This is a genomic window from Streptomyces anulatus, assembly GCF_014650675.1.
Lineage (GTDB): Bacteria > Actinomycetota > Actinomycetes > Streptomycetales > Streptomycetaceae > Streptomyces > Streptomyces anulatus.
Genome location: NZ_BMVK01000013.1, coordinates 54,020 through 68,398, shown reverse-complemented (window position 1 = coordinate 68,398; position 14,379 = coordinate 54,020). Strand labels below are relative to the sequence as shown.

The window sequence follows — 14,379 nt, the reverse complement described above, 5'->3', positions numbered from 1 at the left end:
CTGGACCGGTGGACCGGTCCAGTCAAGCGTTACTTGTGTGCGCCACCACCCCGGCGTGATGGAAAGTGCAGGTGGCGTGGTGTTTCGAGCAACAAAAAAAGCTGAACCGGTGGACCGGTCCAGCTGTCTCTGTTGCTCGGTGGTTGCCTACATGGCGTAGGTGTCCACCTGCTCGAAGAGCGACGAGGGTGTGACGCCCTCCTCGCAGACCAGCGGCTTCCCTTGGTCGTCATACGCCGTGTGCAGCAGCACGGCTACGGGTGCGCCCTGCGGCACCCCCAAGCGTTCCGCCTCCGTCTCCGATGCGCCGCGCACAGTGGTGACGTCTACGCCCTCGGCCGGGGCCCGCCCGGTCTGGCGTCTGATGTAGCGCGTTGTGCCTTCGGCGATCGGGTTGGGGTCGGCGAGGCGCGGCGACACTTCTGCGACCTCCGGGGGGAACCAGGCCTCAACGCAGCTATTCGGCGTTCCGTCCGGGAGCTGGAGGACCCGAACGCGTCGAAGCGCCGTCGTCCCGGAGGAGAGGCCGAGGGCAGTGGCGACGTGGGCGGGGGGTTCCGCCCAGTCGGGCTCACCGACGCGAAGGAACGGCATTCCGCCCAGGATGCGCGCCGAACCTGCACGGCGAGCGCCAGCAGGGCGGGCCACGGGCGTCTCCGTGACGACGAACCCGGTTCCCTGCTTGGCCACGACCACGCCATCGTTTCGCAGTACATCGACGGCCTTGATGGCGGTGGCTCGTGACACATCCCACTGCTCGGCCAGCTCTCGGCCCGACGGAATCGTGGCCCCGGGGGCGATCTCACCAGCGGCGATGCGGGCGCGCAGGAACTCTGCGATCTCTTCGTACTTCAGGACTGCCATGGCTTCCCCTATTTCCTGCGCTGGACTGGTCCACCGGTACACACGATACTGCGACCATGTCGAATCTCGAATTGGCACCCTCCGTGATGCGGTTCTATGGCGAGACGGTCAACGAGGACAGCCGTCTGCGTAGCTCGGCAGACGGCCGGATGGAACTGGTCAGAACTCAGGAACTCCTCCGACGCTTTCTGCCCCCCGCGCCGGCGCGCGTGCTCGACGTGGGCGGGGGGACGGGGATTCACGCTGAGTGGCTGGTGAAGGACGGCTACGACGTCGCCCTAGTAGATCCGGTGCCCCGTCACGTTGAGGCTGCGTCGGCGGTGTGCCCGGCGGTTGTCGGTGACGCGCGCGACCTGCCCGAGCCGGACGACACCTACGACGTCGTGCAGCTTCTCGGTCCGCTCTACCACCTGCCCGATCCGGCCGACCGGCAACGGGCGCTTGCGGAAGCCTCTCGTGTGGTCAAGCCTGGCGGGCTGGTCGCCGCTGCTGCGATCAATCGCTATGCGTCGCTCTTCGAGCACGTCACGTACGCCCACCTGCACACCGAACGGATTCACAACTCCGTCTCCAAGATTCTGGAGACGGCGGTCTACGACGGAGCGCGCGGGTTCACCCTGTCGTACTTCCACCGGGCCGAAGAGCTGGTGACAGAGCTGGTCGCCTCCGGGCTGGAGGATGTGCAGGTCTTCGGCATCGAGGGCCCCGCCTGGTCGCTGGTGAAGGCGGCGGAACAGCAGCCGGGCGAAGGTCCCACGGATGAGCTGATTGCCTCAGCCATGGAAGCGGCCCGCATGGCAGAGCCCTACCCCGAGCTTCTTGCCGCCAGCTCCCACCTGCTGGCCGTGGGAAGAGTTCCGCTTAGCACGACCAACTGACCGCCCATGCCCGTGGGCGGAGCTATGAAGCTCGCTCACGGGCATGAAATTGGTTCACATTCAACTTTCAAGCGAATGAATCAGCAGTCCTTGAACCTCCTGCAAGTCGAGAGGCATAAGCTCAGGGCTCTCCCTAAGCGTCTTACATACTGCATTCATGAAATTAGCCATGCCGCTGAATGGGGTCTTGGAGACAAAGCCGGAAAGTACTCGCTTCCCCTGAACCAACTTTTTCCAATCTCTCTCCCAATTGTCTTCAATGTAGTCATCTACCTCCGTTTCAAAATCCTCGATCCTGGCGATTCGTGCATTTAGTAGCTCTACCTGGTGCCGCAACGCAGATTCGTAGTCATTGGGATTCGGTGGGCGAGTTCCTGGAACGGCAGATTTGACCTTCTCTTCCACGAGTAGAGCCCGCACCGATTCTTTTTCGGATGCGGCTAGATGCGACAATGCTGCTTCGGTCTCTGCGGCTGTAATGCTTCCTGCTGCGTTGCATATTGTGCGGCTGATTAGCTCGCCGTCCAAAAATATGTTTTCGAACGTTCTTCTACTCCAAGTGAAACCTTCTCGGCCAGTAGCCATCTTTCCTGCATTTATCAGGTCTAGGTCACGAATCGCCAACCACGGAAGAAGCTGCTCGCCAGCAGAAAGCGTCCGAACCGTTGCATCGACACCGTCCCTGTTCCCTGCAATGTAGATCAGTGATCGCGCTGTTTCGACTGGAAAGATAAGCTCCAGATATCTTTTATCTGTAGGCCCTTCCACGACGATGATTCGATCATGTTGGAGCCATGCGCTAGGGGTGACTCCAAGGTCGTTAAGCAATTCCAAACGGGATGTCTTGTCTTGGATCCTCGTTGCTTGGTTACCTTCGTCACCACCCGAAGCTATGCTGATCAGCGAGTCGACAGGTGCAGAGTTGATTAGATTGGGCGAATGGGTCGATAGCCAGAGTTGTGAGCTATCGCTGCCCGTTTCGATCATCTCTAGGATGGTCGTCTGCAAGGCGGGGTGCAGATGCAGCTCTGGCTCGTCTACCAAAAGAATGCCACCCGACATGGCGAGCCTGCGAACCATGTACATAAGGCCCAGTGCCTCGTGCTCGCCACTCGATAGATCGCTCAGTGCGTGATGATTCCCGTTCTGTGCGTCGACGAACATGGCGAACCCGCCACTCCGCGTATAAGAGGGGCGTTTTATCCTCTTCCCAGTAGCTCGAAAGAAGCTGTCGGAGATTTCATCAAACTTAGATACATGCCCATCGGTGATATTACCTTCGCGCTCGTCTATCAGATCAGCGTAGTCGAGCGCGGCAAGGAAGTCAGGAATGCTGTCTAGGCTAAAGGTGGTCCATTGGTTAACCATCGAGTCAATGGCGCTAGTGCGAATCTGTTCAGCCGACTCCTGGGAGAGTGTGTTCGGATCAAGGGTGCTCATATCGCGTCGGCTAATAGTGCGCTCGGCTGGGATTACCGAGATCTTGGAGAAGGGGTTAAGTGTTCTGCATTTCTTTGATCGCAAGGTTTCAGCCCATACAGTGTCATTCGCAAAGCGCGCTTCGCCGAATGCCGGTATCACTGTTCCTAGCGTAATGAACTCTGGGCACGGTGGAGTATCTGTCACGTCCAATGTTTCATAGAGAAGGGCTCGCTCCTCATTGGTCAGCCTGATTGTTATCGACACCTCGGCTTCTTCGCCCCATGGTCCGACTATGTTGCTCTGATTGAAGTCAACAGGCAAATCCCAAGCCAGGCTAGCTGCGAGAAAAATCGTAGACTTCCCGGAGCCGTTTCTCCCGGATAGGGTCACGAGAGGCAGATTGCCCACGTCGGAGATTTCTATACTTTTGATGCCTTGAAAGTTCGCTACTTTCAATGACTGAATTCTCATGAGTGTCCCATCGAGTCACAAGCGCCTGATCATCTGATCCAAAATGCCTGGATGCCGCCGTCCCCGGACGCCGAGTGCCGATACGTGGGGGAGTGGGTGTCGACCAAGCTCCGCTGGCGGCTCACCGTAGACGACCGCGAGCTCCAAGCGCTGAAGGTCTACGCGGATGGCCCGGGTGAGGACACCATCGTCTGCTACGAACCGGCCGTCTGATCCATTCGGCACGCCAACTCGCAAGGCCATGCTGCCTACGAGGACAGTCGTACTGCTGCTGTGAGGTAGAAGGCACACCCAAGTTGTTCGGGGCGAAGCGGTCTCAGTCTTGGTCTCGATCCTCGGTGCGTCCGCAGTCATCTGTCCGCGTCCATATGCGGCGATGAGGCTGTCTGACCAGGAAGTTCGTCGTACTGAAGGACGTCGACGGACGCCCGTGGAGCAAGATCGGACAACTCGTAATGCGTAGGTCTCGGGTTCGAATCCCGAAGGCGGCTCAGTCAAACCCCAGGTCATGTAACCCGTGACTTGGGGTTTTCTGTTGCTCGGGTGCCGGTGAGGGCGGCATCGGCATCCCTGGAAGCGCGCTCGTCGGCATCCGCCAGCCAGAACCAGACCGGCGGGAAGGCCAACTCGATCAGGGCCAGCGCCACTTGGAACGGGTGCGGCCAGCCGTGCACGGCCAGGGAGAGGATCCGCCCGATGCCGCCGAGCAGGAACACCGCGGCGAGCCATCGCACCACGCGTGCCGGGACGGGGTCCTGCCGGGCCGCCCACAGCCAGACCAGCCCGTAGCCGACGAAGATCGCGCCGAAGAACCGGCCCAGGCTGTCGAGGGTCGCGCCCGCGTCGGACTCGCCGGGAATCGCGGCATTGCCGCCGATCACATGGAACAGGCCGATGGCCACACAGGCGACGCCCATCAGCCACGCGAACATCCGGAGTGCTCTGGCCATGACTCCACCCACTCTTGGTTGACGTGTGTCTACTAAGAGACAGCTAAGTGCTGCTAGTAGACACATGTCAAGTAGTCTTCCGGTGTGCCTCCACGCCGACGCCTCACCCCCGCCGACCGCCGCGCCCAGCTGCTCGCCGTCGGTGCGCGCCTCTTCGCCGCCGCCCCGTACGACGACGTCCTGATGGAGGACGTGGCCCAGGAAGCCGGGGTGTCCCGTGCCCTGCTCTACCGGCATTTCCCCAGCAAGCACGCGCTCTTCGCGGCGGTGTACCAGGAGGCGGCCGACCGGCTGCTGGCGGCGACCCGGTTCGATCCGGAGGCCACGCTCGTCGAGCAGCTCACCCAGGGCCTGGACGCTCACTTCGACTACTTCATCGCCAACCGTCATGCCGTGCTGGCCGCGAACCGGGTGCTCGCGGGGGACCCGGTCATCCAGACGATCATGACGGATGAACTCGACGCCCTGCGCTCACGCCTGCTCGGCGTACTCCCGCTCGCCGACGAGCGCATGCGCGAGGCGGTCTCCACGGTGTTGAAGGCGTGGCTGGTGTTCGTGCAAGTGCTGTGCGTGGACTGGCTCACCCGTGAGAGCTGCACGCGCACCGAGCTGCGCGACACCTGCGTCGGGGCCGCGGTGGGGGCCCTGCGCCCGCTGCTCCCCATGGACCCCGCACCCGACTGGCCGCCCCGGTAGAGGGAGCGCGCCCGAGCGGACCGGGCGGCGTGGAGCGGGTGGGGCGGGGCGCCTGCCCGGCTGTCGTCATTCTCGGGATGATTCCCGCCTGGGTCACTCCTCCAGGCCGTTGCCCCAGATCCATGCGGCGATGCCGACCCGATTGCGGACGCTCAGCTTGCGCTGGACGTTGGCGACGTGTGTCTTGGCCGTACCGGCCGAGATGAACAACTCGGCCCCGATCTCCGCATTGGTCATCCCCTTGGCGACCAGGCGCGCGACCTCCGTCTCCCTGCCCGTCAGCGCGTCCACCGGCTGTACGGGCCTGGGCCTGCCGGCGTCGCGGTGGTGCTGCAGCAGGGCGACGGTGAGGGAGGGGCTGATCAGTGTGTCGCCCGCCATCGCGGCGCGAACCGCTTCCACCAGCAGCGTGGGGCCCGAGCGCTTCAGCAGGAAGCCGCAGGCGCCGTTGCGCAGCGCGGTGTGGACGTACTCGTCGAGTCCGAAGGTCGTCACCACCACCACGCGCATCGGATGCTCGGCATCGGGCCCGGCGAGCCGCCGGGTGACCTCCAGACCGTCCAGGCGCGGCATGCGGATGTCGGCCAGCACGACGTCCGGGTTCAGCTTCGCGGCGAGTTCGACGGCCTGCTGTCCGTCGGACGCCTCGCCGATCACCTCCATGTCGGGCTGGGCATCCAGGATGAGGCGGAATCCGACGCGTACGGATTCCTGGTCGTCGGCGAGGAGTATGCGAACTGTCACGGTCGGCACGGTAGTTCGAGTTCGCTCCGGTCAGCCACCAGGACCGTGCGCGCGCCATGTCTGCCGCCCGGTGTCCGTCGTCGGGCACGTCTGCCGTCGGGCACGTCTGCCGTCCCGTATGTCTGTCGTCCCGTACGTCTGCCGTCCTGCGCATCTGCCGTTCGGTAGATGTGCGGGACGGACCGGACAGGAATGCTGATCAGTGATTTGATCCAAGGAGGAAGCATCATGACTCAGGTGATCGAGCACATGGCATCACGGGCCGCGGGCGGTGTACGGGGCCGGGTGCGCGGGCGGTTCAACTGGACCGGCGCGATTGGCTACTTGGCCTTTCTCGCGCTTCTTCTCTACGGGCTCGCCCACGTCTACTGGGCCTTCGGCGGGGACGGTTTTCCGTTCGGCGCCGACGACGCCAACCCGGAGTACTCGGCCTTCGAGCACGTCGGCCGCGACCGGCTGGCGCCGTGGATCGCGGGCGGGTTCCTGGGCAGCGCGGCGGTCGCTCTCCTCCTCGCGCTCCCGGGCAAGCGGCGGATCCCCGCCCGGGTGCTGGTGGGCGCCTCCGTGTTCTCGGCTGCCGCGGTGTTCTGCACGCTCGCCGATTTCCGCATCCTCGGCAATCTCGCCTACGTCTTCATGCTGAAGTTCGGCGCGATCAACTGGACCGTGATCAACCAGCTGTTCGCGGTGGTCGCGGTCGGCCTCCTGGTCGCCTCCGCGATCATCTACCAACGCCGCACGTCCGGTGCCTGCACCGGCTGCGGGCGTACCGACGCGGGCGCGGGCTGGACCTCGCCGGAGGCCGCGGCGCGCTGGGGCAGGCGGGCCGTGTACACGGCGGTCGTCGTCCCCCTGCTGTACGCCAGCACCCGGTGGGCCTGGGCCCTGGGCATTCCGCTCGGCATCTCCGAGGAGCTGTGGGAGGAGGGCAAGAAGGACAACCTCTGGATCGCGGGCGCCGCGCTCGCCACCATGGGGGCGCTCGGCTCGCTGCTCACCCTGGGCCTGGTGCGGCGCTGGGGCGAGATCTTCCCCCGGTGGATGGTGGGCCTCAGGGGCCGGCGGGTGCCGTTGAGCCTGGCCGTCGTCCCGGCCACGCTGGTCTCCGTCCTGGTGACGATCGCCGGGGTCATGTACATCCGGCTGCACTTCCAGGGAGCGTTCGACAACCAGAAGGACGACTGGGGAGCCACGGTTCCGGAGATGATCTGGCCGGTGTGGGGATTCGCCCTGGCGGCCGCCACGCTCGCCTACTACTTCCGGCGGCGCGGGGTGTGCAAGCGCTGCACCCGTGGCTGAGCCGAGCGGATACGGATCGGTGCGGCGATGCGATGTGCTCAGTCCAGGGGCAGGACTGCGGTGACCCGCCAGCCGCGCTCCCCGTGCTCCCCGTGCTTCTCGTGTTCCCCGTGCTTCTTGTGTTCCCCGCGCTCCCAGTGAACACCGAACTCCACGGTTCCCCCGAGCGCCCGGGCGCGTTCGGCGAGTTCTCTCAGGCCGCTGGCCCCGGGCCGTTCACGGTCGCCGAGATGCCCGCCGGCCGTCTCGCCGCCTGCGGGAGGGCCGTTGGTCACGGACACGGTGAGCACCGGCTGCGGGCGCTCGGGTCCTGGTGTCACGGACACGGTCACCCACGGTGCGGTGCCGGCGTGCCGCCGTATGTTGGTCAACGCCTCCACCACCACACGGTGGGCCGTGCTCGCCACTTCACGGGGGATCCGGCCGATCAGCTCGGGCGACCGGTCCATGTCCAGGCGCACTTCGGCCCGGCCGGCCGTGCGGAACCGGTCCACCGCATCCACGATGTCCTCCAGGCCGTACGCCACCGGCGGCGACGCGTCCGTCGCGTCCCGGCCGGCCGGGGCCGTTCCGTCGGAGGACCTGAGCATGTGGACCGTACGGTCCATGGAGCCGAGCGCCTGGAGGCCGGAGGCCTCGATCTGCCGGAGGAGCGGCAGAACCTCCTCCGGACGGTCCGCGCCGATCACCTGGGCCGCCTGTGCCAGCACGACGATGCCCGAGACGTCGTGGGCCACGAAGTCATGGAGGTCGCCCGCCAGTTGGAGGCGCTGGTTGCGGCGGGCCTCGTGCACCGCCCGGATCCTTCGTGTCTCCAGGGTGCGCAGCCCGCCGCCCGTGGCGGCCGCGGCGATGGCGCCGAGCGCGAAGAACGAGCTCTGCGCGGCTGCTTCCATCACGGTCGGGGGGAGTTGGAGCCGCAGGAGCGCCGTCGACGCCAGGGCTCCTAGGACGGTGCAGAGCACGAAGGCCTGCCGGGTACCGGCGTACCGGGCGACCAGGCAGACGAGCAGCAGAAGCCCCGTGATCTCCACCAGGGTGGCCACGCCGGTCGCCGTCTCCAGGGTCGGGGGGTCCCCGAACAGGGTGCCGAGGGCGGAGCTCACGGCCACCGAGGCGGCGGCCACCGGGATGATCCGGTCCCTGGTGTGCAGGGAGGCCACGGCGAGTACGCCCAGCAACGCGACCGTCATGGGCAGGGCCGCGCGCCAGCCGGCCGACGGGCCCGCCAGCAGACCGGCCGGCACCACGCAGAACGCCAGGACCGCGCAGACCGGGCCGACGGCACGCTCCCGGAGGCGGCCTCGGGCGCGGGTCCCCGTGTTCGTCCCCATCGCCCGGATTCTACGTACCCGCCTTCCTCTTCCTCTTCTTCCTCTTCTTCCTCTTCTTCCTCTTCCTGTTCACCTTCCTGTTCGCCTTCCCCCTTCCTTACGTCGGTCCGGGGCGGCCTGAACCCCGAACTGCCGGTCCACGACGCGATATTCTTCAACGCGGCAGGCCTCAACCGCCCTGCCGCGGATGCACCCCATCACCCAACTCCCCGTCGACCGACTCTCCATCGCCCAGAGCCGTACAGCCCGAAGGATGACCGGATGAACGTCGGCGCCCACCGCACCGCACCGTCAGCGAACGTCGTCGCGGACGGATGGCTGCGTCGCTACCCCGCGACGGCGGGCGTCCGCCGCAGGCTGCTGGTCCTGCCGCACGCGGGCGGTTCGGCGGGCTTCTTCCACTCCTGGGGCACCGCGTTCGACAGCGGTACGGAGCTTCTGGTCGCGCGCTATCCAGGACGCCAGGACCGGCTGGGCGACCCCTGCATCACGGCGATGGACGAGCTGGCCGACCGGGTGACCGAAGCGATCCTCCCCTTCCACGACGTGCCGCTGTCCCTCTTCGGCCACAGCATGGGGGCCTCGCTCGCCTACGAGGTGGCGCTGCGCCTGGAGCACCGGCACGGGAGGGGCCCGGCGGCGCTGCATGTGTCGAGCCGCAGGCCGCCGCACCGCCTGACCCCGCGGGCCCTGCACGAACAGGGCGACGAGGCGCTGATCGAGGAGGTGCGCCGGCTCGGCGGCACCGACGAGTCGGTCCTCCGCGACCCGGACCTCCGGGAGATCATCCTGCCCGCCATCCGCGGCGACTTCACGATCGTCGGGACCTACGGGCCGCGCCCCGCCGATCCGGTCGGCTGCCCCGTGTACGCGTACATCGGGGACGAGGACCCGGGCACCTCGGTGGAGGACATGTCGGCGTGGTCCGACGTCGCGCCAGGCGGCTTCCGGCTGGACGTCCTGCCCGGCGGCCACTTCTACCTGGTCGAGCAGCACGAGCCGCTGCTCCGGTCGGTCCTCGCCCGCCTGCACCCCGCCGACGACGGCCCCCGCCTTCCCCGACCCTGACTCCGGCCGGATCCGCATGAAGGGCCGGTTGCCGGGGCTCCTATCCTTGGCGGGCGCGCACGGCTCCGGCCGGGCGCGAACGACCGCAAGGGACAAGGCCATCGGGGGATCGGGTCAGCATGGGCGAGGGTACGGGCAAGGACAGCGGGCGGTACACGGCGATGGAGGGCATACGTCCGCTCGCGGCCGGTGACCCGGCCCGGATCGGGCCGTATCCCCTGCTCGGCCGGCTCGGTGCGGGCGGGATGGGCCGGGTGTATCTGGCCCGTTCGGCGGGCGGGCGCACCGTCGCCGTGAAGGTGGTCCACGAGGAGCACATCGCGAACGGGGAGTTCCGGGCCCGGTTCCGCCGGGAGATCGAGGCGGCCCGCCGGGTCGGCGGGCGCTACACCGCCCCCGTGCTCGACGCGGACGCGGACGCCGAGCCGCCGTGGGTGGCCACCGGCTATGTGCCCGGCCCCTCCCTCGAACAGGCCGTCCGGGTGCACGGTCCGCTGCCCGCCGAGTCGGTGCACGCCCTGGCCGAGGGGCTGTTGAGGGCGCTGCGCGGCATCCATGCCGCCGGGATCGTCCACCGGGACCTGAAGCCGTCCAACGTCCTGCTCACCGTCGACGGCCCCCGGGTCATCGACTTCGGCATCGCCCGCGCGCTCCAGGTCTCCGTGGAGTCCCTGCTGACCAGCACCGGCATGGTCATCGGCTCGCCCGGTTTCATGGCGCCCGAGCAGATCCTCGGCGAGGAGACCGGGCCCGGGGCGGACGTCTTCTCGCTCGGCTGTGTGCTGATGTACGCGGCCACCGGACGCCTGCCGTTCGGGGCGGGTGTGAGCAACCAGCACGCGGTGATGTTCCGGATCGTCCAGTCCCCGCCGGATCTCGCCGCGGTGACGGACGCCCCCCTGCGCGAGCTGATCGAGCGCTGCCTGACCAAGAGCGCCGCCGAACGCCCGGGTGTGGACGTGCTGTTGGAGGGCCTGATGCCCCCGGCCGCCCCGCACGGCGCCTGGCTGCCGCCGGTGCTCCTGGCCCGGCTGGCACAGCAGTCGGCACTGCTGCTCGACGCGGAGGTGCCGGACGCGGAGGTGCCGGATGCGGTGGAGGCAGTGGAGGCAGTGGATGCGGCGGCGGGGCAGGACGATCTGGACGGCCCGGAGGTCGGGGACGTAGCGGATGTAGCGGACGTACCGGAGGCCGCGGGCGTAGCGGAGGTACCGGAGGCCGCGGACGTACCGAAGGGTGTGGAGCCCCCGGCCGATTCCGCTTCCGATTCCGTTCCCGTTCCGGTGGCCGCTGCCGCCCCTCGTGACCTCGGCACGGTCGATCTGCGGCCGGCGCCGGCATCGGCATCGGCATCGGCATCGGCGAAGGGCGACGAGCCCGGGCCGACGCCCGCTGTCCCGCCCGCGTCGGCCGGGGTCGGAGTACGGCCGAGGCGCAGCCGCCGCCGTACCTGGATCGTCGCGGCCGTCGTCGTCGCCGTGCTGGCCGCCGGCGGTACGACCGCCTTCCTCAACCGCGACCCCGGGGGCGCCGCCGACGCCCGGGGCGGAGGGGCCGTCGCGCCGCCCGCCGCCAGTGACGACCCGTCTGGTCCTGCGGCCTCGCCCTCCGGGAAGAGCGACGACCCGGACGACAAGGACGGCGCGAAGGACGGCGAGAAGGAGAAGGGGAAGGAGAAGGGCCAGGGCGCGGACGGCGGCAACGGCGACGATGCGGAGGGCGGGCAGGACGCCGGCAGCGGTGACGGCTCCGCTTCCGGAGGGGGTTCGTCCGGGGACGAGGGGGCGGCGCCCTCCGGCGGTGGCGGCGATCAGGGCGGGGCGGGTTCGTCGGGGTCGGGCGGCTCCGGGGGCGCCGCGAAGCCGCCCGCCCCGGACCCGGATCCCGCCCCGGACGGCCGGGTGCCGCAGCAGTTCGTCGGGACCTGGTCCATCGCGTCCCAGTACAACGCCCTGCAGCCCCACACCGTGGTCGTCCGCCGGGTGTCGCCGGGGCAGAGCGCGGTCACCCTCATCGCCGACGTACAGGGCTCCGGGCACTGCGAGTACACGGCGAAGCTGACGTCCGTGGCGGACGGCGGGCAGCGGATCAACGTCGGCACCGCCGTGGTGGACCAGGCCCGCTCCACCGGAATGTGCCGCGACACCGACCCCTCGTTCTTCGCCGTCGCCGGGTCCGGCATCCAGCACGACGTCGGCCCCGCCCACGGCAGCGGTTACCGCTACAACCGCGCCTGACCGGCACCGGTCAGGCCGGCACCGGTCAGGCCGGGGAGGTCAGTCCGGCGACTCGCCCGGGTACGCGTTCTCGAACGCCGCGTGGAACAGAGCTGTGACGTCCTGCCCGGTGAGGCCCTCGGCGCGGGCCCGGTCCAGCCACTCGGCGAGCGCGGAACGCAGCGGTGAGCCGGGGCCGGACTGGGGCTGGGCGAGGGAGCGGGTGATGAACGTGCCCGCTCCCTGGCGCACCTCGGCGAGCCCCATGCGTTCCAGTTCGCGGTAGGCCTTCAGGGTCGTGTTCGGGTTGACCTTGGTGGTCGCGGCGACCTGGGCGGCGGTGGGCAGCCGGTCACCCTCCTCCAGCGCGCCCATGCGCAGCGCCTGCTCGACCTGCCGGACGATCTGGAGATAGGTCGCCACTCCACTGCGCCGGTCGATGCGGAACACGACCACGGACTTCACCTTCCGCTCGATTGCGACACTTCATGTGGGGGGAGAGGTCGATGTTCACACCGGGCGGCGGGTGACCCGCCACAGGGTGAACGCCGTGAGCAGGGCCGTTCCGGCGAGCAGGATGCCTGCCGCGGTCCACTGCATCGGCGCCATCTGGCTGTAGTCGAGGTATTCGATCACGTCATTGACGATGCCGTGCTCCTTGATGCACGCGTTCTGCGCCTTCTCGGTCGCCTCGGCGCAGGTGCCCCAGCCGTACAGGGTCCCGTCGGCGCTGCCGACCCAGCGGTCCACCTCGTACGCCTCCGCGTAGCGGGCCGGGAGTTCGGTGTCCATCGGGTAGGTGAAGATCTGCGTGTCGCCGAGGCGTACGCGCAGCTCGTCCCAGACGAACATGGTGGTGATCGTCGTGAAGAGGAACGTGACCACCATGGCCGGGAGCACCCGGCGGATGAGGGTGCCGATGGTGATGCCCGCCGCGGTGAGGAAGAGCAGGAACGCGGGCAGGACGGGCCCGGTGTTGTCGAAGATGGCGCCGTCGATCCAGTCGCTGAGGAAGACCGAGCGGTACGGCTTCCACCACCAGGTGAACAGCGCCGAGAGCACCACGCCGGAGACCAGCGCGAGGGTGTAGGCCAGGACCAGCTTGGCGATCAGCCACTGGCGGCGGGTCGCCGACTGGGTGGTGACGAGCTGCGCGGTGCCGTTCTCCTGGTCGCCCGCGATCAGCGGGGCGCCGATGAAGACGGCGAGGATCAGGGGGAGGCCGCCGAGGATGGAACCGACGTACTCGTAAACGCGGTTGTTCTCCATCGGCTGACCGGCATCCTTGTCCGGCCAGCCCTTCGCGTCGAGCAGCTGGACCAGCTCGTTGCGCCCGTACAGGATCAGGAGCGCGCCCACCAGCGTGAGGCCGAGGACGCAGACCAGCGCGACCCGGTGCTGGCGTACGACGAGCCACGGCATCCCGCGCAACAGGCGGCGTCCGGAGTCGGTTTCGGCGGGCTTCTCGGTGAGGGTGGTGCTCATGCGGCCTGGGTCCCTTCGGCCTCGACGCGGGCGCCCTGGGTGTAGAGCGAGGGCGCGTCCGGGGAGCGGAGATGGGCGAGGAGGACTTCCTCCAGGGAGGGCTCGGCGCTCTCCCAGTCGGCCGGGAGCGGAGCCTTCGGCCGGATCATCGCCTGGAACTGCCGCCCCTGGAGGCGGGTTTCGACGACGGTGTGGTCGGCCAGCTCGGGCGGCAGCGAGCCGTCCCGGGCCACCCCGGTGACCAGTGCGTGGGCCGGGACCAGCGCGTCGGCGTCACCGGCCATCCGGATCCGGCCCTCGGAGACGACCAGCAGGTAGTCGCACATGTCCTCCAGCTCGGTGAGCATGTGCGAGGACATCACCACCGTGGTGCCGCGTTCGACGGCCTCCGCCATCAGCAGGGTGCTCATCTCGTCGCGGGCCAGCGGGTCGAGGTCCGACATCGGCTCGTCCAGGAGCAGCAGGTCCGGCCGCTTGCCGAAGGCGAGCGCGAAGGCCACGCGGGTGCGCTGGCCGCCGGAGAGCGTGCCGACCCTCGCGTGCAGCGGGACGTTGCCCGAGCGGACGATGCGCGTCGCCGCCGCCGCGTCCCAGCCGGGGTTCAGCTCGGCGCCCATGCGCAGGGTGTCGGCCACGGTGAACCGCTTGAACAGCGGCTTCTCCTGGCCGAGGAACGCGAAGGTGGGCATCACGGCGGGGTCGTCGACCGGCACGCCGAAGATTCGCAGTTCGCCGGTCGTCGGCTGCACCTGCCGGGTCGCCAGGTTGAGCAGGGTGCTCTTGCCCGCCCCGTTCGGGCCGACCAGACCGCAGATGCGGCCGGCCGGGATCCGGAAGGAGCAGTCGCGCAGCGCCCAGCCGCGTCGGTAGCGCTTGCCCAGGCCGCGGGCTTCCAGCGCCCAGCTGCCGGACGTCGCGTTCGGAGTGCCCGTGTCCGCCACGCGCCTCACCT

General features: G+C 68.2%; 13 protein-coding genes and 1 pseudogene. 6 read left to right on the top strand and 8 right to left on the bottom strand.

Features of this window, described 5'->3' with window-relative positions; translation table 11 throughout:
• Positions 1-147: 147 nt before the first annotated feature.
• Positions 148-864 carry a GntR family transcriptional regulator gene (locus IE272_RS27545; RefSeq protein ID WP_190008527.1) on the bottom strand — a complete coding sequence of 239 codons (717 nt, stop codon included), beginning with the start codon at positions 862-864 and terminating at the stop codon, positions 148-150.
• Between the two features lie 56 nt (positions 865-920).
• Between IE272_RS27545 and IE272_RS27540 the strand changes: the two genes are divergently transcribed.
• Positions 921-1,742, top strand: a complete 822-nt coding sequence (locus tag IE272_RS27540) for a class I SAM-dependent methyltransferase (RefSeq protein ID WP_190008525.1) — start codon at positions 921-923, stop codon at positions 1,740-1,742.
• Positions 1,743-1,802: 60 nt separating this feature from the next.
• Here IE272_RS27540 and IE272_RS27535 read toward each other — a convergent pair whose 3' ends face one another.
• The gene (locus tag IE272_RS27535; protein ID WP_190008523.1) at positions 1,803-3,635 is read right to left on the bottom strand and encodes an ATP-dependent nuclease; all 1,833 of its coding nucleotides are present in this window, start codon (positions 3,633-3,635) and stop codon (positions 1,803-1,805) included.
• Positions 3,636-3,683: 48 nt separating this feature from the next.
• Here IE272_RS27535 and IE272_RS27530 point away from each other — a divergent pair.
• Positions 3,684-3,848: pseudogene (locus tag IE272_RS27530) on the top strand (HNH endonuclease); the annotation flags it as partial.
• Positions 3,849-4,141: 293 nt separating this feature from the next.
• Here IE272_RS27530 and IE272_RS27525 read toward each other — a convergent pair.
• Positions 4,142-4,585 (bottom strand): DUF4345 domain-containing protein, encoded by a 444-nt coding sequence (locus IE272_RS27525; RefSeq protein ID WP_190008519.1) that lies wholly within the window; start codon positions 4,583-4,585, stop codon positions 4,142-4,144.
• Positions 4,586-4,669: 84 nt separating this feature from the next.
• Here IE272_RS27525 and IE272_RS27520 point away from each other — a divergent pair, with 84 nt between their 5' ends.
• Complete coding sequence (locus tag IE272_RS27520) at positions 4,670-5,281, top strand: TetR/AcrR family transcriptional regulator (protein WP_190008517.1); 612 nt, start codon at positions 4,670-4,672, stop codon at positions 5,279-5,281.
• A gap of 93 nt (positions 5,282-5,374) precedes the next feature.
• Here the strand turns inward: IE272_RS27520 and IE272_RS27515 are convergent, their stop codons facing one another.
• On the bottom strand, positions 5,375-6,025 hold the full coding sequence (locus tag IE272_RS27515; protein ID WP_056702662.1) for a response regulator: 651 nt from the start codon (positions 6,023-6,025) through the stop codon (positions 5,375-5,377).
• Between the two features lie 228 nt (positions 6,026-6,253).
• On the opposite strand from IE272_RS27515, the gene IE272_RS27510 reads away from it, so the two are divergent.
• Complete coding sequence (locus IE272_RS27510) at positions 6,254-7,324, top strand: hypothetical protein (protein ID WP_190008513.1); 1,071 nt, start codon at positions 6,254-6,256, stop codon at positions 7,322-7,324.
• 38 nt (positions 7,325-7,362) lie between these two features.
• On the opposite strand, the gene IE272_RS27505 is transcribed toward IE272_RS27510, so the two are convergent.
• Positions 7,363-8,658, bottom strand: a complete 1,296-nt coding sequence (locus tag IE272_RS27505) for a sensor histidine kinase (protein ID WP_190008511.1) — start codon at positions 8,656-8,658, stop codon at positions 7,363-7,365.
• A 261-nt stretch (positions 8,659-8,919) separates the two neighbouring features.
• Between IE272_RS27505 and IE272_RS27500 the strand changes: the two genes are divergently transcribed.
• On the top strand, positions 8,920-9,726 hold the full coding sequence (locus IE272_RS27500) for a thioesterase II family protein (RefSeq protein WP_050362523.1): 807 nt from the start codon (positions 8,920-8,922) through the stop codon (positions 9,724-9,726).
• Positions 9,727-9,845: 119 nt separating this feature from the next.
• Positions 9,846-11,963: a serine/threonine-protein kinase gene (locus tag IE272_RS27495; protein ID WP_190008509.1), complete on the top strand. Its 2,118-nt coding sequence runs from the start codon at positions 9,846-9,848 to the stop codon at positions 11,961-11,963.
• Positions 11,964-12,002: 39 nt separating this feature from the next.
• On the opposite strand, the gene IE272_RS27490 is transcribed toward IE272_RS27495, so the two are convergent.
• The 3 genes from IE272_RS27490 to IE272_RS27480 are packed head-to-tail and all read right to left on the bottom strand — an operon-like array spanning position 12,003 to position 14,368.
• Positions 12,003-12,407 carry a GntR family transcriptional regulator gene (locus IE272_RS27490; protein WP_050362526.1) on the bottom strand — a complete coding sequence of 135 codons (405 nt, stop codon included), beginning with the start codon at positions 12,405-12,407 and terminating at the stop codon, positions 12,003-12,005.
• A gap of 45 nt (positions 12,408-12,452) precedes the next feature.
• Positions 12,453-13,427, bottom strand: coding sequence for an ABC-2 membrane transporter-related protein (locus IE272_RS27485; protein WP_057664927.1), 975 nt, complete (start codon positions 13,425-13,427; stop codon positions 12,453-12,455).
• The gene (locus IE272_RS27480; protein ID WP_056701594.1) at positions 13,424-14,368 is read right to left on the bottom strand and encodes an ABC transporter ATP-binding protein; all 945 of its coding nucleotides are present in this window, start codon (positions 14,366-14,368) and stop codon (positions 13,424-13,426) included. Before IE272_RS27480 ends, IE272_RS27485 begins: the two co-directional genes overlap by 4 nt.
• Positions 14,369-14,379: the final 11 nt, after the last annotated feature.

Coding starts and splice junctions, on each gene's coding strand:
- IE272_RS27545 (WP_190008527.1), bottom strand. CDS start 864: ATGGCAGTCCTGAAGTACGAAGAGATCGCAGAGTTCCTGCGCGCCCGC.
- IE272_RS27540 (WP_190008525.1), top strand. CDS start 921: ATGTCGAATCTCGAATTGGCACCCTCCGTGATGCGGTTCTATGGCGAG.
- IE272_RS27535 (WP_190008523.1), bottom strand. CDS start 3,635: ATGAGAATTCAGTCATTGAAAGTAGCGAACTTTCAAGGCATCAAAAGT.
- IE272_RS27525 (WP_190008519.1), bottom strand. CDS start 4,585: ATGGCCAGAGCACTCCGGATGTTCGCGTGGCTGATGGGCGTCGCCTGT.
- IE272_RS27510 (WP_190008513.1), top strand. CDS start 6,254: ATGACTCAGGTGATCGAGCACATGGCATCACGGGCCGCGGGCGGTGTA.
- IE272_RS27505 (WP_190008511.1), bottom strand. CDS start 8,658: ATGGGGACGAACACGGGGACCCGCGCCCGAGGCCGCCTCCGGGAGCGT.
- IE272_RS27500 (WP_050362523.1), top strand. CDS start 8,920: ATGAACGTCGGCGCCCACCGCACCGCACCGTCAGCGAACGTCGTCGCG.
- IE272_RS27495 (WP_190008509.1), top strand. CDS start 9,846: ATGGGCGAGGGTACGGGCAAGGACAGCGGGCGGTACACGGCGATGGAG.
- IE272_RS27485 (WP_057664927.1), bottom strand. CDS start 13,427: ATGAGCACCACCCTCACCGAGAAGCCCGCCGAAACCGACTCCGGACGC.